This window comes from Nocardia sp. NPDC004415, from assembly GCF_053602435.1.
Window position 1 is genome coordinate 35,728 of record NZ_JBSGDP010000024.1, and the last position, 24,708, is coordinate 60,435.

Consider the following 24,708-nt stretch of genomic DNA (forward strand, 5'->3'; position numbering starts at 1 on the left):
TTTCCGCTATGTTGTCTGGAAGAAGGGCTGATGGTTGTCCGGGAAACCGGTTACAGTTTTCAAGTCCACAAGCTTCCGCCCGTGCTGCCAAGGAGGTCCGCGTGCTGCCCGACGCGGTACGAACCCGACTCGCCGACGAACTGGCCCGTGCCGAGGACGAGCGGGTCGCCGTCTCGCCGCTGGTCGGCCGGTTCCCCGAGATCGACGTCGTCGACGCCTACGAGATCCAGCTGCTCAATATCCAACGCCGGCTCAAGTCCGGCGCCAAGGTCGTCGGCCACAAGGTCGGCCTGTCGTCCAAGGCCATGCAGCAGATGATGGGCGTCGACGAGCCCGACTACGGGCACCTGCTCGGTGAGATGGAGGTCTTCGAGGACGTCCCCGTCGACACTTCGAAGTACCTGCTGCCGCGCGTCGAGGTCGAGGTCGGTTTCGTGCTCGGCGCCGACCTGCCCGGCGCCGACTGCACCGAGGCCGACGTGCTCGCCGCGACCGTCGCCTTCGCCCCCGCGATCGAGCTGATCGATTCGCGCATCGAGGACTGGAAGATCGGCCTGGCCGACACCATCTCCGACAACGCCTCCTCGGCCGGTTTCGTGCTCGGCCGCGAACGCGTCGCGCCCGGCGACATCGACATCACCGCCATCGACGCCGTGCTCACCCGCAACGGCGAGGTCGTGGCCGAGGGCCGCTCCGACGCGGTGCTCGGTGATCCGCTGATCGCGGTCGCCTGGCTGGCCCGCAAGGTCGCGAGCTTCGGGGTGCGGTTGAAGGCCGGCGACATCGTGCTGCCCGGTTCCTGCACCCGCGCCATCGACGCCCGTCCCGGTGACGACTTCCTCGCCGAGTTCACCGGACTCGGTTCTGTCCGTTTGCGTTTCAGCTGACCAGACTTTCCTAGGAGTACACCGTGACCAGCAAAGTCACCGCCGCGATCGTGGGGTCCGGCAATATCAGCACCGATCTGCTGTACAAGCTGCTGCGCTCGGACAAGATCGAGCCGCGCTGGATGATCGGCATCGACCCGGAGTCGGAGGGGCTGAAGCGGGCGCGCGGGCTGGGTCTGGAAACCTCCGCCGAGGGCGCCGACTGGCTGCTGGCCCTCGACGAGAAGCCGGACCTGCTGTTCGAGGCCACCTCCGCCTATGTGCACCGCGCCTACGCGCCGAAATACGAGGCCGCGGGAATCCGTTCGGTCGACCTCACCCCGGCCGCGGTCGGCCCCGCGGTGATCCCGCCGGTGAACCTGGACTCGCTGCGCGACGCCCCGAACGTCAACATGATCACCTGCGGTGGTCAGGCCACGATCCCCATGGTGGCGGCCGTGTCCCGCGTCGTGCCGGTCGCCTACGCCGAGATCGTGGCGTCGGTGTCCTCGGTGTCGGCCGGGCCGGGCACGCGCGCCAATATCGACGAGTTCACCAAGACCACCTCCAAGGGTGTGGAGACCATCGGTGGCGCGCAGCGCGGCAAGGCCATCATCATCCTGAACCCCGCCGAACCGCCGATGATCATGCGCGACACCATCTTCTGTGCCATCCCCGAGGACGCCGACCGGGACGCCATCGCCGAGAGCATCTTCGGCATGGAGAAGTCGATCCAGGAGTACGTGCCCGGCTACCGCCTGCTCAACGACCCGCAGTTCGACGATCCCTCGGTGATCTCCGGTGGCATGGCGAAGGTCTCGATCTTCGTCGAGGTCGAGGGCGCGGGCGACTTCCTACCGCCGTACGCGGGCAACCTCGACATCATGACCGCCGCCGCGACCCGCGTGGGCGATGTGCTGGCCGACCAGATCATCTCGGCTCGGGTGTAAGGAGATTCGACCATGAGCAATATCCTGAAGCCCTTCTCGGGTGAACTCGACGTCCGCGTCACCGACACCTCGCTGCGTGACGGCTCGCACCACAAGCGCCACCAGTTCACCGTCGACGAGGTGCGTAATATCGTCGCTGCCCTGGACAGTTCGGGTGTGCCCGTCATCGAGGTGACCCACGGCGACGGCCTCGGCGGCTCCTCGTTCAACTACGGATTCTCGAAAACCCCTGAGCAGGAACTCATCAAGGCCGCCGCCGAGACCGCCAGGCAGGCCAAGATCGCCTTCCTGATGCTGCCGGGTGTCGGGGTCAAGGAAGACATCAAGATCTCCCAGGACAACGGCGCCTCCATCTGCCGCATCGCCACCCACTGCACCGAGGCCGATGTCTCCATCCAGCATTTCGGCCTGGCGCGCGAACTCGGCCTGGAGACCGTCGGGTTCCTCATGATGGCCCACTCCACCACCCCGGAGAAGCTGGCGAAGCAGGCCCGCATCATGGCCGACGCGGGTTGCCAGTGCGTCTACGTCGTCGATTCCGCGGGCGCCCTCGTGCTCGAGCAGGTCTCCGACCGCGTCTCAGCGCTGGTCGCCGAGCTCGGCGACGACGCCCAGGTCGGCTTCCACGGCCACGAGAACCTCGGCCTCGCCGTCGCCAACTCCGTCTACGCCGTGCGCGCGGGCGCCACCCAGATCGACGGCTCCGCCCGCCGTTTCGGTGCCGGCGCGGGCAACCTGCCGGTCGAAGCCTTCATCGGCGTCTGCGACAAACTCGGCATCAAGACCGGCGTCGACTTCTTCGCCGTCACCGACGCCGCCGAAGACGTCGTCCGCCCCGCCATGCCCACCGAATGCCTCCTCGACCGCCAGGCCCTCATGATGGGCTACGCCGGCGTCTACTCCAGCTTCCTGCGCCACGCCGAACGCCAGGCCGAACGCTACGGCGTCTCCGCCGCCGAAATGCTCGTCCGCGCAGGCCAACGCAAACTCGTCGGCGGCCAGGAAGACCAACTCATCGACATCGCCCTCGAACTCCAACGCGAATCCACCAAAGCCTGACCCACCACCTCAACCGAACGGCGTGACCCGGCACCCCCGGGCCACGCCGTTCGCGCACCCGCGTCCGAAGCGACTTATTCGATTCATGCATGACAACTCGTGCACGTCTATAGCATCAACGCTATGGGTTGGGGTAGCGTTCGACCTGCTTCAGGACAACGGGCCGTTGCTGGGCGAGCCGTACACGCGGCAACTCGACAGGAAGTTGCGAGAGCTTCGTTTCTATCTGGGATCGGAAGCCGTGCGTGTCACGTACTGGATAGCGTCGGGGCGCAAGATCGTTCTGTTGACGGTCTTCGTCAAGACGCGGATGGTCGAGCGGCGTGAGGTCGCTCGAGCGCGCGGTGCGATGCGTCGATGCGAAGCCGAGCGGCATGTGCTGGAGGAGGATGGCGATGGCAGAGCGTAGCGGGTGGGATGACCTGCGAGATCAGCGGATGAAGGAGCCGGGGGCCGCTGAGGCCTATGATGCCGCGCGGCTGGCGTTCGAGCTGGGTCGAACCATTCGCGGGATGCGGGAAGATCGTGGCTGGAGTCAGTCCACACTCGCGGCCGCGGCGGATATGACGCAGTCGGCGGTCGCGCGGTTCGAAGCCGGTGGGACCGTTCCCAGTCTGCCGGTGCTCGAGCGGCTGGCTCGCGCCCTCGATGCGGACCTGGTCGTACAGGTGCGCCCGCGCGTCGCCTGATTCCCTACGAAACTCGCTGGACAGGGTGTTTATAACTGGCTCATGGGCGAATCTGTCGGGACATTGTTCTGTGGGGTGGAGTTGGCGGCTCGGGTCGAGGGGTTGGAGGCTGCGGCTATTGCCGGGGCGGCGGAGGTGGCCGCGGGGCGGGAGGGGGCGCGGTTTGTGCGGGGGTTCGGGGGTGGGGCTGCTTGTTTCGCGGGGGTGGGGTCGCCGTTGAACAAGGTGGTGGGGGTGGGGTTCGGTGGGGTGCCTTCGGTGGGGGAGTGGGAGGAAGTCGAGCGGGCGTATGCGGCGGTGGGGGTGCCGGTGCAGGTGGAGTTGGCGCATCTGGCGGATCCGCGGATCGGGGCGGAGCTGACCGGGCGGGGGTATCGGTTGGTGTCGTTCGAGGATGTGCTCGGGGTGGAGCTCGGTGGGCGGAGTTGGGTGGCGCCGGGCGGGGTGGAGGTGCGCAGGGACGAGGGTGCGGAGATGGGGACGTGGCTGGATGTGGTGGTGGAGGGGTTCGCGCAGGCCGATGACGAGGGTGTCGCTTCGCACGAGGAGTTTCCGCGCGAGGCGATCGCGGCAGTGATGCGGGATATGGCTTCCACCAACAACACTCGTCGGTATCTCGCGTTTCGCGATGGTGTGCCCGCCGGTGGGGCGAGTATGCGGACCGGGGGCGGGGTGGCGGCGCTCGCGGGGGCGGCGACATTGCCCGCGCATCGGCGGCGCGGCGTGCAGACGGCACTGCTGTCCGCGCGGCTGGCCGAGGCCGAAGCGGCGGGGTGTGAGCTGGCGGTGATCACCACCCAGCCCGGGTCCACCTCCCAGCGGAATGCGCAGGGTCGGGGATTCTCGCTGCTCTACACGCGTGCGGTGCTGGTCAAAGAGGTCTGACCGAGGCTGTGAGTGCCTCGACGACCTGGGCGATTCGGCTCGCCCGGGCGGTGGGACTCGTCGCTTTGAGGACCGGCAGGAACAGTCGGTACCGGTCGGAGCGGCCGAGGGCGGCGTAGGCGGTGTGGGCTGTGGGATGCGCTGCGAGGGCGGTGAGCAGGTCGGCGGGGGTATCGGCCGTGCTCTGGCGTTCGTAGGCGCGGGACCAGCGGCCGTCGGCGACGGCCTCCTCGATGGTGGCGAGACCGGCAGGCCGCATCCGGCCCGCGGCGATGAGCGCCTCGGTCTTGGCCACATTGACCTGCGACCACGGGCTGCGGGCGCGCCGGGGCGAGTAGCGCTGGAGGTAGTGGTGGTCGTCGAGGCGGCGGCGGTGACTGTCGATCCAGCCGTAGCAGAGGGCGCCGTCGAGGGTTTCGGTGATCGTCACCGAGGGTTCGGGGGCGCCCTTCTTGGCGATGCGGACCCAGACCTCGTTCACGGTCGCGTGATTGGCCGCCAGCCAGGCATCCCATTCGTCGGCGTCGGCGCAGGTGAGGAATTCGATCCGGTTCATGAGAACCATCCTGCTCCACAAAGTGCTCACCGAATGAGCAGTTTTACCGGCGATCTAGGCCAGTGCGGTGAGGAGGGTTCGCGCGGCCCGCTGCGCCTGAGCGGTGCGCTCCGGACTGTCCACACCTTGCAGGTGGAATGCCCAGTGCGCCTCGAACAGGCAGGCCAGGGCGTACGCCGTGGTGGCCACCTGGTCCGGTGACGCGGCCGGATAGGCGACGGCGAGCTGCTGCTCGAGCCCGGGCAGCCACCGCTCGCTCCAGAGCTCTCGAAGACGTTCGCGCACAACGCTTTCCCTGGCCGAGAGCGCGACCAGCTCGCACCACACCACCAGATCGTCGCGACTCTCGTACGCGCCCGGCTCGAACATGAGCCTCACCCGCCGCTCGATCGGCTCGTCGGCACCCAGCCGCAGCATCGCATCGCCGTAGGCCGCCACCGCATCGGTGATGAACGCCTGCATGAGCCCGTCGCGATTGCCGAAATAGTGCAGGACCAGGGTGCGCTGCACGCCCGCCGCCGTGGCCACCCGCGACAGCGTCGTCGCGGAGAAACCCTCCGCGGCCACCACCGAACGCGCCGCCCGCAGGATCTCGGCGATCCGCTCCTTGGCCTTGCTCGGGCGGGGATGAGGCGGCGGCCAGGGCATTCGCCGCGGAACTGGGCGTCGAGGCCCTGGGTCTGGATGTGACCGACGGTCCGGCGCTGGACTCGGCCCTGCGCGCGGCCGATCTCGTTGTGAACACCGTCGGCCCGTACTTCCGTTTCGGCCCGCCGATCCTGGCCGCCGCCATCGCCGCGGGCTGCGACTACATCGACATCTGCGACGACCCACAGCCCACCATCGAGATGCTGGAACTGGACGCACGGGCGAAGGCCGCCGGCGTCACCGCGCTACTCGGCATGGGGGCCAGCCCCGGCGTCGCCAATCTGCTCGCGGTGCGCGCGGCCGCCGCACTCGACCGGGTCGATGAGGTGGTCACCGGCTGGAACATCCACTCGGCCCATACCGAACCCGCCACCGAGGCAGCCGGGCAGCGCGCTGGGCGGGCAGCCGGACCGACCGCGGCTGTGGTCCACGGCATGCGCCAGATCAGCGGCGACATTCCGGTCACCCGGGCCGGGCCCCGCACCGAACGCCCCGCGCTGGAACGCTTCCGCCTCGACTATCCCGGACTCGGCACCGGCGAGGGCCGCAGCTTCGGCCACCCGGAGGCCATCACCTTGCCGCTGGCCTTCCCCGGCCTCCGCGCCGCCACCTCGGTGGTCGTCGGCGACCGGACGACCACGACCGCCCTCCAGGCCCTGCGCTGGGCCATCGACCGCCGCCTGCTGACCCTCGCCCGCGCCGCCCGCCTCGCCGCCCGCCTCGCCGCCCGCGCCGAACACCTGCTCCCCGCCGACCCGGCCACCCTCGTCGCGGCAGGTGGCCTCCCGCCGCTGTTCGCGATCGCGACCGGCCTGCGTCACGACTCACCCGCGACGGTGGCCACCGCGCTGTCCCAGGTCCCCGGCCTGTCCATGGCCGAGAACACCGGCGTACCACTCGCCGTCGGCGCCCTGCTCCTGGCCGAGGAGCCGAGGCCGGGTGTCCACGCCCCCGAGACCCTGCTCGACCCGGACCGCTTCTTCGCCGCGTTCGCGCGGCACTGCATCGGCGCACCGGACCCCGCGGCGATGACGGTCACCACCCGCGACTGGGACGGACCCGAGACCAATGCCGCGGCACTGTCCGCGACGCTGCTCACCGCGCTGGTCGCCGCACGCTGAGTGCACATGCGAACCGCCCCGCTCATCGCGTGATGAGCGGGGCGGCAGCGACATTCACAACCAGGTGTCGAGACTGGTGGTGGTGAGGAAGTGATCCAGATCCGCGCGCCACGGTGCGGGCGTGGTCTTGTCCGGCTCGATGCCGGTGTACTGACCCCGGTAGAACAGCAGCGGCCGCCCACCGGTGGTCTCCGATTCGGCCAGTGCGTGGACCCGGCCGATGACGATGTAATGGTCACCGCCGTCGACCACGGAATCGACCGTGCACTCGATGGTGGCCAGCGAGTCGGCCAGCACCGGCACCCCGAATTCGGAAGTGCGCCAGTCGACTCCGGCGAACTTGTCGGTCTCGCGGGAGCCGAAGCGCGCGCAGGTCGGCTGCTGCTCCTCGGCCAGCACGTTCACACAGAACCGGCCCGCCGCCTCGATCGCCGCCCAGGACCGCGAGCCCTTGGTCGGGCAGAACAGCACCAGCGGCGGATCGAGCGACAGCGCGGCGAAGGACTGGCAGGCGAAACCGATCGGGGCACCGTCGGGGTCGAGCGCGGTGATCACGGTGATGCCGGTGCAGAACTGCCCCAGCACATTACGGAATTGCCGGCCGTCGATCGCCGGGGTCTGTTCGGTCATGGCCGGAACCCGACGCTGAAGTCGTGACCCCACAGGCTCACCGCGGTGGATTCGCGGGCGATCCAGTCGTGGTCGTCGACTTCCAGTCCCTCACAGCCGAATTCGATGTCGAACCCGCCGGGCGTCTTCATGTAGAACGACAGCATCTTGTCGTTGATGTGCCGCCCGAGCGTGGCCGACATCTTCACCTTCTTGCGCAGCGCGCGGTCGAGGCAGAGGCCGACGTCGTCGGAGTTCTCCACCTCGACCATGAGGTGCACGATGCCGGTGGGGTTGGGCAGCGGCAGGAACGCCAGCGCGTGATGACGCGGGTTGCAGCCGTAGAAGCGCAGCCAGGCGGGGTCGCCGTCGGCGGGACGACCCACCATCTGCGGGGGCAGCCGCATGGAGTCGCGCAACCGGAAACCGAGGATGTCCTGGTAGAACGCCTGGGCGGCGGCGTCGTCGGTGCAGGTGAGCACCACGTGACCCAGCCCCTGTTCGGCCGTGACGAACTTGTGGCCGTACGGGCTCACGAAGCGGCGGCCCAGGTACTGCGCGCCGTAGAACGCCTCGAGGGTGTTGTCGGAGGGGTCCTGGAACCGGATCATGCCCTCGACGCGCCGCTCGTCGAGTTCTTCCTTGGTGCCCTCGGTGAAGGAGACCCCGGCCTTGTCGAGGGTCTCGCGCAGCTGCTGGAGTCCGCGGGCGTCGGCGACCTCCCAGCCCGAGACGAGCAGCCGGTCGCGCTCGCCGGGCACGATCACCAGGCGGGCGGCGAAATCGTCCATGCGCAGGTAGAGGGCGTCGGGGTTCGGTCCGGTGCCCTCCATCATGCCGAGGACCTTGAGGCCGTATTCGCGCCAGGCCGCCATGTCGGTGGCCTCGATGCGCATGTAGCCGAGTGCGCGGATACTCATCACTTGTCTCCGAGGAAATCGATGGTGAGCCGGTTGAACTCGTCGAACTTCTCCAGCTGCGCCCAGTGCCCGCAGCCGCCGAACACGTGCAGCTGCACGCGCGGGATCACCTTGGTGGCCACGAGCGCGCCGTCGAGCGGGTTCACCCGGTCTTCCCGGCCCCAGATGAGCAGCACCGGCTGACGCAGTTTGTAGGCGTCACGCCACAGCATGCCCTTCTCGAAGTCGGCACTGGCGAAGGACTTGCCCATCGCCTTCATGGCCGCCAGCGACTCGGGGGTGTTGGCCAGGGCGAAGCGCTCGTCGATGAGCTCCTCGGTGACCAGCGACTGATCGAACACCATGATCCGCAGGAACTTCTCCAGGTTGTCCCTGGTCGGTTCGTAGGTGAACTTCGAGAGCAGCTTGACGCCCTCGGTCGGGTCGGGCGCGAACAGGTTGGTGCTCAGCCCGCCGGGACCCATCAGCACGAGTTTGCCCGCGCGGGTGGGGTGATCCAGGGCGAAACGCACCGAGGCGCCGCCGCCGAGGGAATTGCCGAGCAGGTGCACGCGCTCGGTGATGTCGAGGTGATCGAGCAGGGCCAGCAGCGCGTTCGAGCTGTGCACGAAGTACTGCGGGTGGTCCACCGGCTTGTCGGACTTGCCGTAGCCGGGCTGGTCGGGCGCGATCACGTGATAGTGCTGCGCCAGCACCGGGATGTTGCGGGCGAAGTTCGACCACGCCGAGGCGCCGGGCCCGCCGCCGTGCAGCAGCACGATCGTGGGGCCGTTGCCGACGCCCGCCTCGTGATAGTGCAGCTTCAGGTCGGGGGTGACCTGCGCGAACCGGGAGGTCGATTCGTAGGTGAGTTCAGCGGTCTGGGTCATCGGCTACACCATGGCGTCGGTGACGGGCAGACCGAACTCGTGCGTGCCGTACATGACGTAGGCGCGCTCGGGATCGTTGGCCGCGTGCACACGCCCGGCGTGCGCGTCACGCCAGAAACGCTGCAGCGGGGTGCCGTTGGCCAGGGCGGTGGCACCGGAGGACTCGAAGAGCTTGTCGATCGAGGCGATCACCCGGCCGGTGGCGCGCACCTGGTCGCGGCGGGCGCGCACGCGCAGGTCGAAGGGCACTTCCTGACCCGCCTGCAACAGTGCGTACTCCTCGGCCACATTGCCCGAGAGCTGCCGCCAGGCGGCGTCGATATCGCTGGCCGCCTCGGCCACGCGGACCTTGGCGAACGGGTCGTCCTTGGCGTTCTCGCCGGCGTAGGCCGCGCGCACGCGCTTGCCCTGGTGCTCGACGTGCGCCTCGTAGGCGCCGTAGCCCATGCCGACGATCGGCGCGGAGATGGTGGTGGGGTGGATGGTGCCCCACGGCATCTTGTAGACCGCGTCGGGGTTCTGCGCGAGGCCGGGCGCGCGGCCCTCGCTCATCGCGCGGAAGCTCAGAAAGCGATGGGTGGGGACGAAGATGTCCTCGACCACCACGGTGTTGGAACCGGTGCCGCGCAGGCCGACGACATTCCACACGTCGTCGATGCGGTAATCCGAGCGCGGGATGAGGAACGAGCCGAAGTCGACCGGCTTGCCGTTCTTGATCACCGGACCGCCCAGCACCGCCCAGGTGGCGTGATCCGAGCCCGAGGACCAGGCCCACGAGCCGCGCACGATGTAGCCGCCCTCGACCGCCTGACCGGCGCCCATCGGGGCGTAGGAGGAGGAGATCCGCACGTCGGTGTCCTCGCCCCAGACGTCCTGCTGGGCCTGCTGATCGAACAGCGCGAGGTGCCAGTTGTGCACGCCGATGATGCCCGCCACCCAGCCGGTGGACCCGCAGGCGCTGGCGATGCGGCGCACGGTGTCGTAGAAGACGACCGGGTCGGCGGCGTGCCCGCCCCACTGGGTGGGCTGGAGCAGCCGGAAGAAGCCGGTCTCCTGCAGCGCCTTCATGGATTCCTCGGGAATGCGGCGCAGGTCCTCGGCCTCCTGCGCGCGTTCACGCAGTGTCGGCAGCAGTGCCTCGACCCGTTCGGTCACTTCTTGCGTCATTTCGGAGCCCGCTCCTGCCTTGTCGGATCGACAACCGGTTCTTGTTCGACTCTGAGATTAGAACAGGTTCTCATTTCTGTCGAGAAGATGGCCCTACCTCGGATATAACAGGGGCGTGGAGCGAAGTTCGCTGGACAACTGGCGTGAAGCGCCCTCATTTTGTAACGTGTTCTAGTGAACAAGGAGGGTTCGGGATGGCAGTCAACCCCAAGGTGAGGGAACTCGACGTCGGCACCACGCCGACCAGGTTCGCGCGCGGCTGGCACTGTGTCGGTCTCGCGAAGACCTACCGCGACGGCAAGCCGCACGCGATCGAGATCTTCGGCACCAAGCTCGTGGTGTGGACCGACACCAACGACGAGATCCGCGTGCTCGACGCCTACTGCAGGCACATGGGCGGCGACCTGAGCATGGGCACGGTCAAGGGCGACGACATCGCCTGCCCGTTCCACGACTGGCGCTGGGGCGCCAGCGGCAAGTGCACCTCGATTCCGTACGCGCGCCGCGTTCCGCCGCTGGCCCGCACCAGGAAGTGGACCACGCTCGAACGTAACGGTCAGCTGTTCATCTGGCACGACCACGAGGGCAACGAGCCGCCCGCCGACGTCACGATCCCGCACATCGAGGGCCCCTACACCGACACCGAGGGCAACCCCAGCGAGGTTCATGACAGCGGCTGGACGCCGTGGACCTGGAACACGATGCACATCGAGGGCTCCAACTGCCGCGAGATCATCGACAACGTCGTGGACATGGCGCACTTCTTCTACATCCACTATGCCTTCCCGACGTACTTCAAGAACGTCTTCGAAGGGCATGTGGCCACGCAGTTCCTCGAGACCAAGGGCCGCCCCGACATCGGCATGGCCGCCAAGTACGGCGGCGAGACGCTGCTGAAGTCGGAGGCCTCGTACTTCGGGCCGTCGTACATGGTCAATCCGCTGATCAACATCTACGGCGGATACGAGATCAAGGTCGTGCTGATCAACTGCCACTACCCGGTCAGCCAGGACGCCTTCGTGCTGCAGTACGGCCTGGCCGTGGAGAAGCCCAAGGGCATCGACGACGCCACCGCAGAGAAGCTGGCCGCCTCGATGACCGAGTTCTTCGGCGACGGCTTCCTGCAGGACGTGGAGATCTGGAAGCACAAGTCCAAGGTCGAGAATCCGCTGCTGTGCGAGGAGGACGGCCCGGTCTATCAGCTGCGCCGCTGGTACGAGCAGTTCTATGTCGATGCCGCCGACGTCACCGAGAAGATGACCCAGCGCTTCGAGTTCGAGGTCGACACCACCAAGGCCAACCAGGCCTGGGAGGCCGAGGTGGCGGAGAACCTGCGCCGCAAGGCCGAGTCCGAAGAGGCGGGCGTGTAGGTATGTCCCCGGGGTCTGGCAGTCCGCATCGTGCACCGGATTCGACGCACCGCGCGTCGATTTCACCGACCTGGGCCAAAGCGCCCGACTTCGCCGATCAGCCCGCGCGGCAAGCGGCGGTGCGTGCCCAGACCACAGTCGACAAGCAGCATTACCTGGACAACGGCCTGACACCGCTGCGGTGTCAGGCCTGCCAGGCCCAGGTCTTGGTGCGCAAATCCAGCGCGCACCAGACCTCGGTGCAGTGGACCGAACGACCCGACACGCACTGCCCCGTCTTCGCCCAGCTCAGCGCGCACGGCGCCCGTCCCGGCAGGCCGGAATCGTGCCCGTCGCTGGAGAAGTCCATCAAATGGGCGGTCGACGAGGGCGTGCTCGAGATCCCCGAGTGATCAGCTGAACGGTGTGTCCGGCCGCTCCTGCAACACCCCGTCGACGAAGATGTCGACCTTCTCGTTGTAGAAGCAGGCCAGCCCCGCGATCTTCTGGCTCTCCGGCAGCGGCGTCCGGTAGATCCACACGATGTCGCGATGCTCGGCGCCCTCCACCTCCACATGCCAGTAGTCGGCGGTCCCCTTGTACGGGCAGCTGCTGTGGGTGTCGGAGGGCGTCAGCAGATCCATCCGCACATCGGGCAGCGGCAGGTAATACCGTGCGGGCAGCCCGGTTTCGTACAGAATCCGCGGCGAAGAGGAATCGGCCACGGTCACCCCGTCGACCTCCACCCGCACATTCCGCGAACTGGCGAGAATATCGACCCGCGAATACGGATCACGCGGATGCACGAAGATCGGCTCGTCCTCCTCGAACCAGTCGAACGCGCCGAACTCCAGCCGCACAGCGTCTTTCAGATCCGGATACGGCGAATCCGCATACCGCACCGCCGCCCCCTCGGCCCGCAACCCATCCACGACCACGTCGTACCCCGTAGCGGTACCCCGCCCGTCATGATGCTCACTACCCCCGTTCGGCTCCAGATCCGCACAGATATCGACCAACGGCACGTAATACGTCGGATAGTACGGAACCTCCCACACCAACAACGGCCGCAAAGTATCACCCACCAACCGCCCCCGCAGATACACCCGCACCCGCTTGGAACTCCCCGCAATCCGCCCCCGCCACCGCTGGGTATCAGTCACCTTCTCGACGGTACGCCCGCGATCACCGGTCCCGCCGCTCGCGGCGCGTCCCCCGAGGGGCGGACCTACTGCCCCCACACATAGGCATCGGGAGCCGGTTCGACGGCTGCATCACCGACACCTATCACGACGATGTCGCTTCTGCGATCAGGCAAGCGGAATACGAGTATGGCGCAGTGGCCTTCGTGGACAGCGCAGCCGAGCGGTGAAAGCTCGGCTGCGCTGCGGGTCAGTCGGCGACGGTGAGGGCTTGGGCTTCTTCCACGCTGTGGGGTGCGGGGTCGTGGGCGTCGATGTGGGAGAGGGCGGAGCGGCCGAGGAGTAGGACGGCTACGGCGGCGGCGGTGAAGGTGGCGCCCAGCCAGAAGGGGAGGGAGATGCTGTGTTCGCCGAGCTTGCCCGCTACCCAGGGGGCGGCCGCGCCGCCGGCGAAGCGGACGAAGCTGTAGGCGGCGGAGGCGGTGGAGCGTTCGACGGGGGCCGAGATCATGACGGCCTCGGTGATCAGGGTGTTGTTCACGCCGAGGAACAGGCCGGCGATGACGACACCGACGATCAGCACGATCTTGTGTTCGGTGAACAGGGCCATGACGGCCAGATCGGCGGCGAACAGGCCCAGTGACAGCGCCATCATCGGCAGGGTGCCGAAGCGGGCCTGGAGTTTCGGGGCCAGGAAGACCGAGGCCAGGGCGAGCAGGATGCCCCAGCCGCAGAAGATGAAGCCGATCGCGTAGGTGCCCATGTCCAGCGGGAACGGGGTGTAGGCGAGCAAGGTGAAGAAGCCGAAGTTGTAGAGCAGCGCGGTGATGCTGACGGTGAGCAGCCCGCGGTGGCGCAGCGCCTTGAAGGGTGCGGTGATCGAGGTCGGCTTGGCGGGCTTGGGCATGTCGGGCAGGAGCACGACGATGGCGATGAAGGCGATGGCCATCAGCACCGACACGCCGAAGAACGGTCCGCGCCAGCTGATGCCGCCGAGCAGCCCGCCCAGCAGCGGTCCGGTCGCGATGCCGATGCCGAGCGCGGCCTCGTAGAGGATGATCGCCTTGGCGACGCCGCCGGTGGCCGCGCCGACGATGGTGGCCAGCGCCGTCGCGATGAACAGCGCGTTGCCCAGACCCCAGCCCGCGCGGAAGCCGATGATCTCGCCGATCGTGGACGACATCCCCGCCAGCGCCGCGAACACCACGATGATCGCAAGACCCGACAGCAGCGTCTTCTTCGCTCCGAACCGGCTGGAAATGACACCGGTGATCAGCATCGCGACGCCGGTGACGGCCATATAGCTGGTGAACAACAGCGAAACCTGCGACGGGCTCGCGTGCAGTTGTTCGCCGATCGGCTTGAGAATGGGGTCGACCAGGCCGATGCCCATGAACGCGATCACGCTGGCGAAGGCGACGGCCCAGACAGCCTTGGGCTGCCCGGTCGACGGGGTGGTGGCCGCGGCGTTGTCGTCGCGAGTCAACACGGGGCTGCTACTCATACAGAGCTCCTGGTTGCTTCACTGTCGACCGCGGGCAACCGCGCGCAGGGCTGTCAGCAGGTCGTTCATGTCGGTGTCGAGCCGGATCAGCCGATCCAGCGGGAAGTCGGCGAGTCCGGGTGCCATGGCGGCGGCGAAGGCGCGCCGCGCGGTGGCCAGGCGGGTCCGGCCGGCCGGGGTGAGCTCCACCAGCACCGCCCGCGAATCGTGCGGGTCCTTGGTGCGGGTGGCGAGTCCGTCGGTGACGAGTCGTCCCAGCAGCGCCGTTGCCGCCGGTTGTGAACATCGATCGATCCGGGCGAATTCGCTGACGCGGATTCCCCCGTGCTCGTCGAGCACGGCGAGGGCCCGCAGGACCGCCCGGGGCACCTCGTCCTCGCTGATCGCCCCGGCCAACCGGGTGAGCCGACCGGCAGTGACCAACAGGTCGACCACGATGTCGTCTGCGGAGGGCTGCTCGTTCTGCTGCACGCCTCACATTATTACATAAGCTAACTATCTAAATCGAGGGGTGTAGCGGTGAGATGGCGCACGACAGCGGAAAGCCCTGGCTGCGGGCGGGCAGCCAGGGCTTTCGCGGCGCGGTCAGGCGGCTGTCGGGCGTTTGCCGGTGCCGAAGAGTTCGCTCGTGGCGTGGGCGCGCTTGAAGTAGAGGTGCGCGTCGTGCTCCCAGGTGATGGCGATGCCGCCGTGCAGCTGGATGGTCTCAGCAGCCACGGTGGAGAAGGTCTCGGTGCAGTGCTCGCGGGCGACCCAGACGTCCTCGGCGGCCGACGGCGCGTTCTCGGCGACCGCCTGCACGGCGGCCTGCGCGGCCGAATCCGCTGACTCCACCAGCACGTACATGTCGGCCATGCGGTGCTTGAGGGCCTGGAAACTGCCGATGGGACGACCGAACTGCACGCGCGAGGCGGTGTAGTCGACGGTCAGTTCCAGACACCGGCGCGCCGCGCCGACCTGCTCGGCCGCGAGGGCGGCCCAGGCGATATCGCGCAGCCGGGCACGCAGGGCCGCCGGGTCGCCGCTGCCGATGCGGGTGGCGGGGGTGCCGCTGAAGGTGATGGTGGCGAGTCGGCGGGTGGGGTCGAGCGCGGGCGTCGGGGTGACGGTGACGCCGGACGCGTCAACGGTGGTCTCGAACAGTCCCGCGTCGGTGAGTACCAGCAGCAGGTCGGCCTGAGCGCCGTGCAGCACGTAATGCGCTGTGCCATGGAGCTTTCCGTCGGTGGCGGTGACGCCCGGATGATCCCATCCCTCGGCGTCGGCCCAGCACAGTGCGGCTGTGCGCGATCCGTCGGCAAGGTCGGGGAGGAGTCGCGCGCCGGCCCGGTCGTCCTCGGCGAGGAGGATGGCCTGCACGCCGAGCACCGCCGACCCGAGCATCGGCACCGACCCGAGTACCCGGCCCAATTCGCCCACCACCATCAGTGATTCGACCAGCCCGGCCCCCGCGCCGCCCCACTCCTCGGGGACGGCCAGCGCGGCGACGCCGACCTGCTCGCACAGCATCGCCCACAGCTTCGGGTCGTAGCCGAGATCGGTGTCGATGGCGGTGCGCAGGGCGGCGGAGTTCGCGTGCTTGTCCAGCAGGGCGCGCACCGAATCACGGAATTCGATGAGTTCATTCGACGACATGGGACTCCTCGCGATGGTCAGGGATCGGCACCGTTGCGGTGCGCTGCGAGCCCATCAGCTCGCTGCTTCCGTGCGTAGCGCCGCGGCGATGCGGGCACGGTGGAAATCGGCGGTGCCCCAGGCGGTGCGCAGCGCGGTGACCTTGGTGAGCCACAGCGACAGGTCGCATTCGGCGGTGTAGCCGATGGCGCCGTGCACCTGCAGGCCCGCGCGGGCGGCGCGGTGGGCGGCGTCGGCGCAGGTCACCAGGGCGGCCGACACGTCGCGGGCGCGATCGTCGGAGTCCAGCGTCAGCGCCGCGCGGTAGAGCAGCGGTTCGGCCAGGTCCAGGGCGATCAGCACATCGGCGAGTTGCTGCTTCACCGCCTGGAATTCGCCGATCGCGCGACCGAACTGCTTGCGCTGCTTGGCATAGGCCGTGGTCTGCTCGAGAATCGCGCGCCCGGCGCCGAGCAGCTGTGCGGCGCAGGCGAGGACACCGAGGTCGAAGGCGTAGGCGATGGCGGCCTCGACCTCGGGTCCCTCGGCGATCAGGGCATCGGCGGCGAGCTGAGAGAGCTTGCGGGCCGGGTCGACCGAAGCCGCCACCCCCGTGGACTTCGTGCCGGTGGTGACGCGACTCCCGGCAGCGACCAGCACCAGATCGGCGGTGTCCGCGTCGAGCGCGATCCCACGCTGCGGGTCGTCGAAGGCGATGGTGCCGAGCTGTTCTCCGGACGCGAGCGCGGGCAGGAACCGCTGGGCGACCGTGGAATCCGGAAGACGTTGCAGCAGCGTGGGAATCACCGCCGCCGACTCGATCACCGGACCGGGCAGCGCCGCGCGCCCCGCCTCGATCAACGCGACCACCAGGTCGACCGGCGTCGCGTCGGCACCGTCGTACCGCTCGTCGACGATCAACCCGAAGACACCCATCTCGGCGAGCTGCCGCAGCAGCGCCCGACCCTTGACGGTGTCACCGTCGGACCAGGCCCGCACGGCGGCGGGCACCTGACCGGCGTCGAGGATCTTGCGCAACTCGGCGGCGAAATCGAGTTGTTCGGTGCTGAGGGCGAATCTCATCGCTGACCTCCTGTGCTGGGACGGGCGGTGCGGCGCGCGGCCGTGTCCGCCCGGTCGGGCAGTGCCATGGCGGTCGCACGCACGCGCGACGGCGCGCTCACCGCTTGCTCTCACGGGGCAGGCCGAGGATGCGCTCGGCGATGATGTTGCGCTGGATCTCGTTGGTACCGGCGTAGATCGGGCCCGACAGCGAGAACAGATAGCCGTCGGTCCACCTGCTCTGCTGTTCGGCGGCCGACCCGAGCAGATCCAGGGCGGTCTCGTGCATGGCGATGTCGAGTTCGGACCAGAACACCTTGGTGATCGAGGACTCCGCGCCGAGCTGGCCACCGTCGGTGAGCCGGGTGACGGTGCCGAAGGTGTGCAGGCGGTAGGCCTCGGCGCCGAGCCAGGCGTCCACCACGGCGTTGCGGGCGGCGGTGTCGGCCGGGTCGGTGGACTCCTGCCACAGGTCGATCAGCCGCTGGGCGGTGGCGCTGAAGCGGCCGGGGCTGCGCAGCGACAGGCCGCGTTCGTTGCTCGAGGTGGCCATGGCCACGCGCCAGCCCTCGTTGGGGGCGCCGATCACGTCGGTGTCGGGGACGAAGACGTCGTCGAGGAAGATCTCGGCGAAGCCGGGTTCGCCGTCGAGCTGCGGGATCGGGCGCACGCTCACTCCCTCGGCGGTGAGCGGGAACATCACGTAGGTGAGGCCGTGGTGACGCTGGGCGTCGGGGTCGCTGCGGAACAGGCCGAAGGCCCAGTCGGCGAAGGACGCGCGCGAGCTCCAGGTCTTCTGGCCGTTGAGAATCCAGCCGCCCTCGGTGCGGCGCGCGGTCGAGCGCAGGCTCGCCAGATCGCTGCCCGCCTCGGGCTCGGACCAGGCTTGCGCCCAGATGTCGGCACCGCGGGCCATGCGCGGCAGGATGCGCGCGAGCTGTTCTTCGGTGCCGTGCTCGAACAGGGTCGGTGCGAGCAGGAAGATGCCGTTCTGGGCGACGCGGCCGGGCGCGCCCGCCGCGTAGTACTCCTGCTCGAAGAGCACCCACTCCAGGATGGAAGCGTCGCGGCCACCGTATTCCCGCGGCCACGACACCGCCGACAGGCGCGCGCCCGCCAGGGTCGCCTCCCATTCGCGGTGCGCCTCGAAACCCTCGGCGGTGTCCATGGACGGCAACGGCTTTCGCGGAACGTGGGTCGCGAGGAATTCGCGCACCTCCAGCTGGAAAGCCTGGGCTGCCGGGTCGATCTCGAGATTCACGCTTTGTCCTTCATCGAGCGGGCGTTCATTCCGCCCAGCGAATCGGCGCCGACTTCGGCATTGTGGGCGTGTGCGAAATGGTGCAGCCCGAAGACCGAATCCATGCCGCTGCGCATTCCCATCAGGTCTTCGGCCTGGTTGACCGCCTTCTTGGTGAGCGCGAGCCCGAATTGCGGCATGGCCGAGATCTTTTCGGCGAGGGCCAGCACCTCGGATTCGAGATCGTCACGCGGCACGACCCGGTTGACCATGCCCCATTCCTTGGCCTGGGCGGCGCCGAACCGGTCACCGGTGAACAGGAATTCCTTGGCCGCGCGCGGACCCATCACCCACGGATGCGCGAAATACTCCACACCCGGAATGCCCATCCGGACAACGGGATCGGAGAAGAACGCGTCGTCGGAGCAGACGATCAGATCGCACACCCAGGCCAGCATCAGCCCGCCCGCGATGCACGCGCCCTGCACCATGGCGATGGTGGGCTTGGGGATCTCCCGCCAGCGCCTGCACATGCCCAGGTAGACCTCGGTCTCGCGGGCGAAACGCTGATCGCCGCCGGGGCGGTCCACATGGTCCCACCACAGCGCGGCCTTGTTCTCGTAGCGCACATGGTGGTCGCGGCCCGGGGTGCCGATATCGTGGCCCGCGCTGAAGTGTTTCCCGTTGCCCGCCAGCACGATCACCTTGACCTCCGGGTCCTCGACCGCGCGCACGAAGGCGGCGTCGAGGGCGTAGGTCATCTTCGAGTTCTGCGCATTGCGGAAATCGGGCCGGTTCATGGTGACGACGGCGACCGGCCCGCGCACCTCATAGGTGACGACGTCGGTTTCGGATTCGGGACTCACGACTTCTCCTCACGTAGCTCACGCTTGAGCACCTTGCCCGCCGCGCTGTAGGGCAGCTGGTCGCGGAACTCCACGAGCCGGGGCACTTTGAAATTGGCCAATTCACCGGTGGCGAAGGCGATCACGTCGGCTTCGGTCAGACTCGATCCGGCCTTGCGGACCACGACGGCCTTGCCGACCTCACCCATCCGCTCGTCGGGCACCCCGATCACCGCCGATTCGGCGACGCCGTCGAGGCGGGCCAGGGTCTGTTCGATCTCGGCGGGATAGACGTTGAATCCGCCGGTGATGTACATGTCCTTGAGCCGGTCGGTGATCTTCAGATAGCCGCGCTCGTCGACGACACCGATATCGCCGGTGTGCAGCCAGCCCTCGGCGTCGATGGCCTCGGCGGTGGCCTCCGGATCGTCGAGGTAGCCGAGCATGACATTGGGACCGCGCAGCAGCACCTCGCCGGCCTCGGACAGGCGCAGTTCGAAATCGGCGATCGGGCCGCCGCAGGTGTTGGCGATGGTCTTCGCGTCGTCCTCGGGGCGGCACATGGTGCCGAAACCGGCCGACTCGGACAGGCCGTAGGCGGTGATGACCACCTCGAAGTCGAGGTCGTCGCGCATCCGCTCGATCAGCACCACCGGCACGGTCGCCGCGCCGGTCACCGCCACCCGCAGCGAGCTCAGATCGCGTTCGGCGCGCTGGGGATGCTCGAGGATGGTCTGGTAGATGGTCGGCGGACCGGTGAGCACGGTGATGCGCTCGGACTCGATGAGCGCGAGCGCGGCAGGCACGTCGAAGGTCGCCTGGGGAACGATCGCGGCCCCGGTGACCAGGCAGGCGAGGATGCCCGCCTTGTACCCGAAGTTGTGGAAGAACGGCGGGATGATCAGGTAGCGGTCGTCGGCGCGCAGGGTGGAGCACTCGACCCAGCCGCGCACCACACCCAGCGCCTGCCGGTGCGCGACCAGGGTGCCCTTGCTGCGGCCGGTGGTGCCGGAGGTGAACAGGATGTCGGCGATGTCGTCGGGGGAGACCTCGTCGGCCCGCTGTTCGCCGACCGCCTCGGGCACGGTCGCGGCCTGGGCGAGCAGTTCTTCCCAGCTCAGCGTCACCTGGGGCGTTCGTGGATCGGCGTCGCGGCCGGGCGCTGCCCGCTGCCCGTCGCGGCCTGGCATTACCTCGGCCGGCTCCGCGTTCGGCGTCGTCGTGACGGGCGCGTCGGCCTCGACCGGGATGACGACGACCGTCCCGATTCCCAGATCCGGAACCTTGTCGAGCAGCTCGGCGGCCCGGTCACGCCCGAGGAACGGCCCGGCGACGAACAGCGCCGCCGCGTCGACCCGGGCCAGCACATCGGCCGCCTCGGCCGCGACATAGCGGGTGTTGAGCGGAACCAGCGCGGCGCCGACCGAATGCGCGGCCAGCGCGGCGACGACCCAGTGGTGGGTATTGGGTGCCCACATGGCGACCCGATCGCCGGTGACGATGCCGCGGGCGATCAGCGCGCGAGCGGCGACGCGCACCTGATCGAGCAGATCGGCCCAGGTCAGGCGGATCGCGCCGTCGATCAGGGCGGGCTCGTGCGGGTGCGCCGCGGCGATGTCTCGCAGCGCCTGCGGGGTGGTTTGTGCAGGGGGTGTCACGGGGTCCTCACCGTTGTGCGGTTGCTGTTCTCCACGAAGCAGCTAACAAAGCAAGTGCTTGGTAGGTTATCCTATCGGCGTGGGTGTGATCCAGACCTCAGATTCCGATACCGCGACCTCCGACGCGGAGTTTTGCGCGGAAATACGCGACTGGCTGGCCGAAAATCTCTCCGGCGAGTTCGCTGACCTGCGCGGCACCGGCGGACCCGGCCGCGAACACGAATACTTCGACGAGCGCCTCGCCTGGGACCGGCACCTGGCCGCGTCCGGCTGGACCTGCCTGGGCTGGCCGGTCGAATACGGCGGCCGCGGTGCCAGCGTGCGCCAGCAGGTGATCTTCCACGAGGAGTACGCGAAGGCCGACGCGCCCGCGCGGGTCTCGCACGTGGGCGAGGAACTGCTCGGCCCGACCCTGCTGGCCTTCGGCACCGAGGATCAGAAGCGCCGCTTCCTGCCGGGCGTGCGCTCGGTCGGCGAGCTGTGGTGCCAGGGCTACTCCGAGCCGGGCGCCGGGTCCGACCTGGCGGCGGTCAGCACCACCGCGCGCCTGGAGGACGGCAAGTGGGTGATCAACGGCCAGAAGATCTGGACCTCGCTCGCGCACGTGGCCGACTGGTGCTTCGTCATCGCGCGCACCGAGCGCGGCTCGAGCAGGCACAAGGGGCTGTCGTACCTGCTGGTGCCGATGGACCAGCCGGGTATCGAGGTGCGCCCGATCGAACAGCTCACCGGCACCTCGGAATTCAACGAGGTGTTCTTCGACGACGCCGTCACCGACGCCGACCTGGTCGTCGGCGAACCCGGTGACGGCTGGCGAATCGCCATGGGCACCTTGACCTTCGAGCGCGGCATCTCCACGCTCGGTCAGCAGATCCGCTTCGCCCGCGAGCTCGCCGATATCGAGGCACTGGCCCGGCGCACCGGTGCCGCCGACGACCCGCTCATCGCCGACCGGCTCGACCGCGCCTGGGTCGGGCTGCGGGTGCTGCGCGCGCACGCGCTGCGCACCATGAGCGAGGACCACGACGACGCGGGCGGCGCCTCGGTCTCGAAGTTGTTGTGGGCCAACTGGCATCGCGGACTCGGCGAGCTCGCCATGGCGGTGCAGGGCGCCGCCGGGCTGGTCACCGGGGACGACGACATGACCGCATGGCAGCGGCTGTATCTGTTCAGCCGCGCCGACACCATCTACGGAGGTTCGAACGAAGTGCAGCGCAACATCATCGCCGAGCGGGTGCTCGGTCTGCCGCGGGAGGCCCGCCCGTGACCGGTCCACTGTCCGTCCCGCCCCCGTCCATTCCCGGCCACGGCCTACTGACCGGCCGTAAGGCCGTGATCACCGCCGCCGCGGGCACCGGCATCGGCTCGGCCACCGCGCGCAGGCTGCTGGAGGAGGGCGCCGATGTCGTCGTCTCCGACTGGCACGAGCGCAGGCTCACCGAGACCGCCGAACTGCTGGCCAAGGAGTTCCCGGAGCGTCAGGTGGCCGCGGTGGTGTGCGATGTGCGCGACACCGAACAGGTGAACCGCCTGCTCACCGAGGCCGCCGCAGCGCTGGGCCGCATCGACATCATGGTCAACAACGCCGGGCTCGGCGGCGAGACGCCGGTGGTCGACATGACCGACGAGCAGTGGGACCAGGTCCTCGACATCACGCTGACCGGCACCTTCCGCTGCACCCGCGCGGCCCTCGGCTATTTCCGGAACGCGGGGCACGGTGGCGTGCTGGTCAACAATGCCAGCGTCCTCGGCTGGCGGGCCCAGCACGGTCAGGCCCATTACGCCGCCGCCAAGGCGGGCGTGATGGCGCTGACCCGGTGCAGCGCGGTCGAGGCCGCCGAATTCGGGGTGCGGATCAATGCCGTGGCGCCGAGCATCGCGCGTCATCCGTTCCTGGACAAGGTCAGCTCGACCGAACTGCTCGACGCCCTCAGCGAGCGCGAAGCCTTCGGCCGCGCCGCCGAACCCTGGGAAGTGGCGGCAACGATCGCCATGCTGGCCAGTGACTACACCTCATACCTGACCGGTGAGGTGGTCTCGGTGAGCAGTCAACGCGCATGATCGGCTCGGCGTGGCACGGGGGTTCCCGATTCAGGGAACCAAGCAATTGCTTGGTTGTACGATGTCAGGTGTGACCGCACCCGATACCGTGAAACGCACGCGCCGCGCCGAACTCCTCGACCTCGCCGCCGACCTGTTCGCCGAACGCGGACTGCGCGCCACCACGGTGCGCGATATCGCGGATTCGGCGGGCATCCTCTCCGGCAGCCTGTACCACCACTTCGACTCCAAGGAGTCGATGGTCGACGAGATCCTGCGCGGCTTCCTCGACGACCTGTTCGGCCGCTACCGCGAGATCGCGGCCGCCGGGCTGAGCTCGCGCGAGACCCTCGAGGCGCTGGTGCTGGCCTCCTACGAAGCCTTCGACCGGCACCACGCCGCCGTCGCCATCTACCAGGCCGAGGCCAAGAACCTGCGCGACGTCGAGCGCTTCGGCTACATCCGCGAATTCAACATCGAGTTCCGCGACCTGTGGCACCGGGTGCTCACCGCCGGTGTGGCCGACGGCAGCTTCCGGCCCGAACTCGACGTGGAACTGGCCTTCCGCTTCCTGCGCGACACCGTGTGGGTCGCGGTGCGCTGGTACACCCCCGGTGGCCCGATCACCGTGAAAAACCTTGCCCAGCAATACCTCACCATCGTGCTCGACGGGCTCACCGTGCCCGGGAGCAGTCCCACCTAGGAGTTTCCCCATGACCGCTCGGCCCTACACCCCGCTGCGACAGGCTTACGTGATCGACGCGGTGCGTACCGCGGTCGGCAAGCGCGGTGGCGCGCTGGCCGGTGTGCATCCGGCCGACCTCGGCGCCGCCGCGCTGCGCGGGCTGATCGAGCGCACCGGGATCGATCCGGCCGTGGTCGACGACGTGATCGTCGGCTGTGTCGACAACATCGGCCCGCAGGCGGGCAATATCGGCCGCACCATGTGGCTGACCGCCGGCTACCCCGAAGAGGTTCCCGGCGTCACCGTCGACCGGCAGTGCGGTTCGAGCCAGCAGGCCGTGAACTTCGGCGCGCAGGCCATCATGTCCGGCACCGCCGAGGTCATCGTGGCCGCGGGCGTGCAGAACATGAGCGCCATCCCGATCTCGGCGGCCATGCTGGCGGGTAAGGAGTACGGCTTCGACTCGCCGTTCGTCGGCGCCACCGGCTGGGACACGCGCTACGGCACCGGTGAGGTCTCGCAGTTCCGCGGCGCCGAACTGATCGCCGAGAAGTGGGGCATCACCCGCGAGGACATGGAGCGCTGGGCGCTGCGCAGCCACGAGCGCGCCCGCGCCGCCATCGCAGAGGGACGCTTCGAGGCCGAGATCGTGCCGGTCGGTGACTTCACCGTCGACCAGGGCCCGCGCGAGACCAGCCTGGAGAAGATGGCCTCGTTGCAGCCGCTGAGCGAGGGCAGCCCGCTCACCGCCGCCGTGGCCAGCCAGATCTCCGACGGCGCCTCGGCCACCCTGCTCGCCTCCGAATGGGCGGTCCAGGAATACGGCCTCACCCCGCGCGCCCGCATCCACCACGTCAGCGCCCGCGGCGCCGACCCCATCTTCATGCTCAGCGCCCCCATCCCCGCCACCCAGTGGGCCCTGGACAAGGCGGGCCTGACCATCGACGACATCGACGTCATCGAGATCAACGAGGCCTTCGCCCCGGTCGTCCTGGCCTGGATCAAGGAAATCGGCGCCGACCCGGAGAAGGTCAACGTCAACGGCGGCGCCATCGCCCTTGGCCACCCCCTCGGCGCCACCGGCGCCAAACTCTTCGCCACCCTCCTGCACGAACTCGAGCGCGTCAACGGCCGCTACGGCCTGCTCACCATCTGCGAAGGCGGCGGCACCGCCAACGTCACCATCATCGAACGCCTGGACAGGTAGGCCCGTCCGACCTCGATCACCGC

The 24,708-nt window shown here is 68.7% G+C and carries 27 protein-coding genes; 13 read left to right on the forward strand and 14 right to left on the reverse strand.

Going from position 1 to position 24,708, the window contains the following annotated elements:
* Positions 1 to 101 precede the first annotated feature (101 nt).
* From ACWEMY_RS14150 to ACWEMY_RS14175, 6 genes are all read left to right on the forward strand, one after another.
* Positions 102 to 887 carry a 2-keto-4-pentenoate hydratase gene (locus tag ACWEMY_RS14150; RefSeq protein WP_452390355.1) on the forward strand — a complete coding sequence of 262 codons (786 nt, stop codon included), beginning with the start codon at positions 102 to 104 and terminating at the stop codon, positions 885 to 887.
* 23 nt (positions 888 to 910) lie between these two features.
* Positions 911 to 1,816, forward strand: coding sequence for an acetaldehyde dehydrogenase (acetylating) (locus ACWEMY_RS14155; RefSeq protein ID WP_375933259.1), 906 nt, complete (start codon positions 911 to 913; stop codon positions 1,814 to 1,816).
* A 12-nt stretch (positions 1,817 to 1,828) separates the two neighbouring features.
* Positions 1,829 to 2,875 carry a 4-hydroxy-2-oxovalerate aldolase gene (dmpG, locus tag ACWEMY_RS14160; RefSeq protein ID WP_452390356.1) on the forward strand — a complete coding sequence of 349 codons (1,047 nt, stop codon included), beginning with the start codon at positions 1,829 to 1,831 and terminating at the stop codon, positions 2,873 to 2,875.
* Positions 2,876 to 2,960: 85 nt separating this feature from the next.
* Positions 2,961 to 3,284 (forward strand): type II toxin-antitoxin system RelE/ParE family toxin, encoded by a 324-nt coding sequence (locus ACWEMY_RS14165; protein WP_452390357.1) that lies wholly within the window; start codon positions 2,961 to 2,963, stop codon positions 3,282 to 3,284.
* Complete coding sequence (locus ACWEMY_RS14170) at positions 3,271 to 3,564, forward strand: helix-turn-helix domain-containing protein (RefSeq protein ID WP_452390358.1); 294 nt, start codon at positions 3,271 to 3,273, stop codon at positions 3,562 to 3,564. The genes ACWEMY_RS14165 and ACWEMY_RS14170 overlap by 14 nt, the downstream gene beginning before the upstream one ends.
* Positions 3,565 to 3,627: 63 nt before the next feature.
* Positions 3,628 to 4,449 carry a GNAT family N-acetyltransferase gene (locus ACWEMY_RS14175; protein WP_452390392.1) on the forward strand — a complete coding sequence of 274 codons (822 nt, stop codon included), beginning with the start codon at positions 3,628 to 3,630 and terminating at the stop codon, positions 4,447 to 4,449.
* Here ACWEMY_RS14175 and ACWEMY_RS14180 read toward each other — a convergent pair.
* Positions 4,436 to 5,005 (reverse strand): YdeI/OmpD-associated family protein, encoded by a 570-nt coding sequence (locus tag ACWEMY_RS14180; protein WP_452390359.1) that lies wholly within the window; start codon positions 5,003 to 5,005, stop codon positions 4,436 to 4,438. The genes ACWEMY_RS14175 and ACWEMY_RS14180 overlap by 14 nt on opposite strands.
* 54 nt (positions 5,006 to 5,059) lie before the next feature.
* Positions 5,060 to 5,653 (reverse strand): TetR/AcrR family transcriptional regulator, encoded by a 594-nt coding sequence (locus tag ACWEMY_RS14185; RefSeq protein WP_452390360.1) that lies wholly within the window; start codon positions 5,651 to 5,653, stop codon positions 5,060 to 5,062.
* A gap of 38 nt (positions 5,654 to 5,691) precedes the next feature.
* Between ACWEMY_RS14185 and ACWEMY_RS14190 the strand changes: the two genes are divergently transcribed.
* Positions 5,692 to 6,774: a saccharopine dehydrogenase NADP-binding domain-containing protein gene (locus ACWEMY_RS14190; protein ID WP_452390361.1), complete on the forward strand. Its 1,083-nt coding sequence runs from the start codon at positions 5,692 to 5,694 to the stop codon at positions 6,772 to 6,774.
* Between the two features lie 54 nt (positions 6,775 to 6,828).
* Here the strand turns inward: ACWEMY_RS14190 and hsaB are convergent, their stop codons facing one another.
* Genes hsaB through hsaA form a run of 4 tightly spaced genes read right to left on the reverse strand, consistent with a single transcriptional unit; the run spans position 6,829 to position 10,339 of the window.
* The gene (hsaB, locus tag ACWEMY_RS14195) at positions 6,829 to 7,404 is read right to left on the reverse strand and encodes a 3-hydroxy-9,10-secoandrosta-1,3,5(10)-triene-9,17-dione monooxygenase reductase subunit (protein WP_375933276.1); all 576 of its coding nucleotides are present in this window, start codon (positions 7,402 to 7,404) and stop codon (positions 6,829 to 6,831) included.
* Positions 7,401 to 8,306, reverse strand: a complete 906-nt coding sequence (gene hsaC, locus ACWEMY_RS14200; protein ID WP_375935654.1) for an iron-dependent extradiol dioxygenase HsaC — start codon at positions 8,304 to 8,306, stop codon at positions 7,401 to 7,403. Before hsaC ends, hsaB begins: the two co-directional genes overlap by 4 nt.
* Entirely contained in the window at positions 8,303 to 9,172 is an 870-nt protein-coding gene (gene hsaD, locus ACWEMY_RS14205) for a 4,5:9,10-diseco-3-hydroxy-5,9,17-trioxoandrosta-1(10),2-diene-4-oate hydrolase (protein ID WP_452390362.1), read from the reverse strand. The genes hsaC and hsaD overlap by 4 nt, the downstream gene beginning before the upstream one ends.
* 3 nt (positions 9,173 to 9,175) lie before the next feature.
* A complete protein-coding gene (gene hsaA / locus ACWEMY_RS14210; protein WP_452390363.1) occupies positions 9,176 to 10,339 on the reverse strand; it encodes a 3-hydroxy-9,10-secoandrosta-1,3,5(10)-triene-9,17-dione monooxygenase oxygenase subunit in 1,164 nt (387 codons plus the stop codon).
* Between the two features lie 194 nt (positions 10,340 to 10,533).
* On the opposite strand from hsaA, the gene ACWEMY_RS14215 reads away from it, so the two are divergent.
* Positions 10,534 to 11,709 carry a Rieske 2Fe-2S domain-containing protein gene (locus ACWEMY_RS14215; RefSeq protein WP_375933284.1) on the forward strand — a complete coding sequence of 392 codons (1,176 nt, stop codon included), beginning with the start codon at positions 10,534 to 10,536 and terminating at the stop codon, positions 11,707 to 11,709.
* A 119-nt stretch (positions 11,710 to 11,828) separates the two neighbouring features.
* Positions 11,829 to 12,101: a hypothetical protein gene (locus ACWEMY_RS14220; protein ID WP_452390364.1), complete on the forward strand. Its 273-nt coding sequence runs from the start codon at positions 11,829 to 11,831 to the stop codon at positions 12,099 to 12,101.
* Here ACWEMY_RS14220 and ACWEMY_RS14225 read toward each other — a convergent pair whose 3' ends face one another.
* The 8 genes from ACWEMY_RS14225 to ACWEMY_RS14260 all read right to left on the reverse strand — a co-directional run bounded on the left by ACWEMY_RS14225 (position 12,102) and on the right by ACWEMY_RS14260 (position 20,753).
* Entirely contained in the window at positions 12,102 to 12,851 is a 750-nt protein-coding gene (locus ACWEMY_RS14225) for a DUF427 domain-containing protein (RefSeq protein ID WP_452390365.1), read from the reverse strand.
* A gap of 229 nt (positions 12,852 to 13,080) precedes the next feature.
* The gene (locus tag ACWEMY_RS14230; RefSeq protein WP_452390366.1) at positions 13,081 to 14,334 is read right to left on the reverse strand and encodes an MFS transporter; all 1,254 of its coding nucleotides are present in this window, start codon (positions 14,332 to 14,334) and stop codon (positions 13,081 to 13,083) included.
* 18 nt (positions 14,335 to 14,352) lie between these two features.
* Positions 14,353 to 14,805: a MarR family winged helix-turn-helix transcriptional regulator gene (locus ACWEMY_RS14235; protein ID WP_375933304.1), complete on the reverse strand. Its 453-nt coding sequence runs from the start codon at positions 14,803 to 14,805 to the stop codon at positions 14,353 to 14,355.
* A gap of 114 nt (positions 14,806 to 14,919) precedes the next feature.
* Positions 14,920 to 15,969, reverse strand: a complete 1,050-nt coding sequence (locus ACWEMY_RS14240) for an acyl-CoA dehydrogenase family protein (protein ID WP_452390367.1) — start codon at positions 15,967 to 15,969, stop codon at positions 14,920 to 14,922.
* Between the two features lie 54 nt (positions 15,970 to 16,023).
* Positions 16,024 to 17,031 (reverse strand): acyl-CoA dehydrogenase family protein, encoded by a 1,008-nt coding sequence (locus ACWEMY_RS14245; RefSeq protein WP_452390368.1) that lies wholly within the window; start codon positions 17,029 to 17,031, stop codon positions 16,024 to 16,026.
* Positions 17,032 to 17,128: 97 nt separating this feature from the next.
* Positions 17,129 to 18,271, reverse strand: coding sequence for an acyl-CoA dehydrogenase family protein (locus ACWEMY_RS14250; RefSeq protein WP_452390369.1), 1,143 nt, complete (start codon positions 18,269 to 18,271; stop codon positions 17,129 to 17,131).
* Positions 18,268 to 19,116: an enoyl-CoA hydratase gene (locus tag ACWEMY_RS14255; RefSeq protein ID WP_452390370.1), complete on the reverse strand. Its 849-nt coding sequence runs from the start codon at positions 19,114 to 19,116 to the stop codon at positions 18,268 to 18,270. Before ACWEMY_RS14255 ends, ACWEMY_RS14250 begins: the two co-directional genes overlap by 4 nt.
* On the reverse strand, positions 19,113 to 20,753 hold the full coding sequence (locus tag ACWEMY_RS14260; protein ID WP_452390371.1) for a FadD3 family acyl-CoA ligase: 1,641 nt from the start codon (positions 20,751 to 20,753) through the stop codon (positions 19,113 to 19,115). The genes ACWEMY_RS14255 and ACWEMY_RS14260 overlap by 4 nt, the downstream gene beginning before the upstream one ends.
* A 79-nt stretch (positions 20,754 to 20,832) precedes the next feature.
* Between ACWEMY_RS14260 and ACWEMY_RS14265 the strand changes: the two genes are divergently transcribed.
* The 4 genes from ACWEMY_RS14265 to ACWEMY_RS14280 all read left to right on the forward strand — a co-directional run bounded on the left by ACWEMY_RS14265 (position 20,833) and on the right by ACWEMY_RS14280 (position 24,685).
* Entirely contained in the window at positions 20,833 to 22,020 is a 1,188-nt protein-coding gene (locus ACWEMY_RS14265; RefSeq protein ID WP_452390372.1) for an acyl-CoA dehydrogenase family protein, read from the forward strand.
* The gene (locus ACWEMY_RS14270) at positions 22,017 to 22,814 is read left to right on the forward strand and encodes an SDR family oxidoreductase (RefSeq protein WP_452390373.1); all 798 of its coding nucleotides are present in this window, start codon (positions 22,017 to 22,019) and stop codon (positions 22,812 to 22,814) included. The genes ACWEMY_RS14265 and ACWEMY_RS14270 overlap by 4 nt, the downstream gene beginning before the upstream one ends.
* Positions 22,815 to 22,875: 61 nt before the next feature.
* Positions 22,876 to 23,496 carry a TetR/AcrR family transcriptional regulator gene (locus ACWEMY_RS14275; protein ID WP_375933328.1) on the forward strand — a complete coding sequence of 207 codons (621 nt, stop codon included), beginning with the start codon at positions 22,876 to 22,878 and terminating at the stop codon, positions 23,494 to 23,496.
* 10 nt (positions 23,497 to 23,506) lie between these two features.
* Positions 23,507 to 24,685 (forward strand): acetyl-CoA C-acetyltransferase, encoded by a 1,179-nt coding sequence (locus tag ACWEMY_RS14280; RefSeq protein WP_452390374.1) that lies wholly within the window; start codon positions 23,507 to 23,509, stop codon positions 24,683 to 24,685.
* The last annotated feature ends 23 nt before the right edge of the window (positions 24,686 to 24,708 follow it).

Coding starts and splice junctions, on each gene's coding strand:
- dmpG (WP_452390356.1), top strand. CDS start 1,829: ATGAGCAATATCCTGAAGCCCTTCTCGGGTGAACTCGACGTCCGCGTC.
- ACWEMY_RS14240 (WP_452390367.1), bottom strand. CDS start 15,969: ATGTCGTCGAATGAACTCATCGAATTCCGTGATTCGGTGCGCGCCCTG.
- hsaB (WP_375933276.1), bottom strand. CDS start 7,404: ATGACCGAACAGACCCCGGCGATCGACGGCCGGCAATTCCGTAATGTG.
- ACWEMY_RS14215 (WP_375933284.1), top strand. CDS start 10,534: ATGGCAGTCAACCCCAAGGTGAGGGAACTCGACGTCGGCACCACGCCG.
- hsaD (WP_452390362.1), bottom strand. CDS start 9,172: ATGACCCAGACCGCTGAACTCACCTACGAATCGACCTCCCGGTTCGCG.
- ACWEMY_RS14185 (WP_452390360.1), bottom strand. CDS start 5,653: ATGCCCTGGCCGCCGCCTCATCCCCGCCCGAGCAAGGCCAAGGAGCGG.
- ACWEMY_RS14180 (WP_452390359.1), bottom strand. CDS start 5,005: ATGAACCGGATCGAATTCCTCACCTGCGCCGACGCCGACGAATGGGAT.
- ACWEMY_RS14170 (WP_452390358.1), top strand. CDS start 3,271: ATGGCAGAGCGTAGCGGGTGGGATGACCTGCGAGATCAGCGGATGAAG.
- ACWEMY_RS14165 (WP_452390357.1), top strand. CDS start 2,961: ATGCATGACAACTCGTGCACGTCTATAGCATCAACGCTATGGGTTGGG.
- ACWEMY_RS14275 (WP_375933328.1), top strand. CDS start 22,876: ATGTCAGGTGTGACCGCACCCGATACCGTGAAACGCACGCGCCGCGCC.
- hsaA (WP_452390363.1), bottom strand. CDS start 10,339: ATGACGCAAGAAGTGACCGAACGGGTCGAGGCACTGCTGCCGACACTG.
- ACWEMY_RS14245 (WP_452390368.1), bottom strand. CDS start 17,031: ATGAGATTCGCCCTCAGCACCGAACAACTCGATTTCGCCGCCGAGTTG.
- ACWEMY_RS14280 (WP_452390374.1), top strand. CDS start 23,507: ATGACCGCTCGGCCCTACACCCCGCTGCGACAGGCTTACGTGATCGAC.
- ACWEMY_RS14230 (WP_452390366.1), bottom strand. CDS start 14,334: ATGAGTAGCAGCCCCGTGTTGACTCGCGACGACAACGCCGCGGCCACC.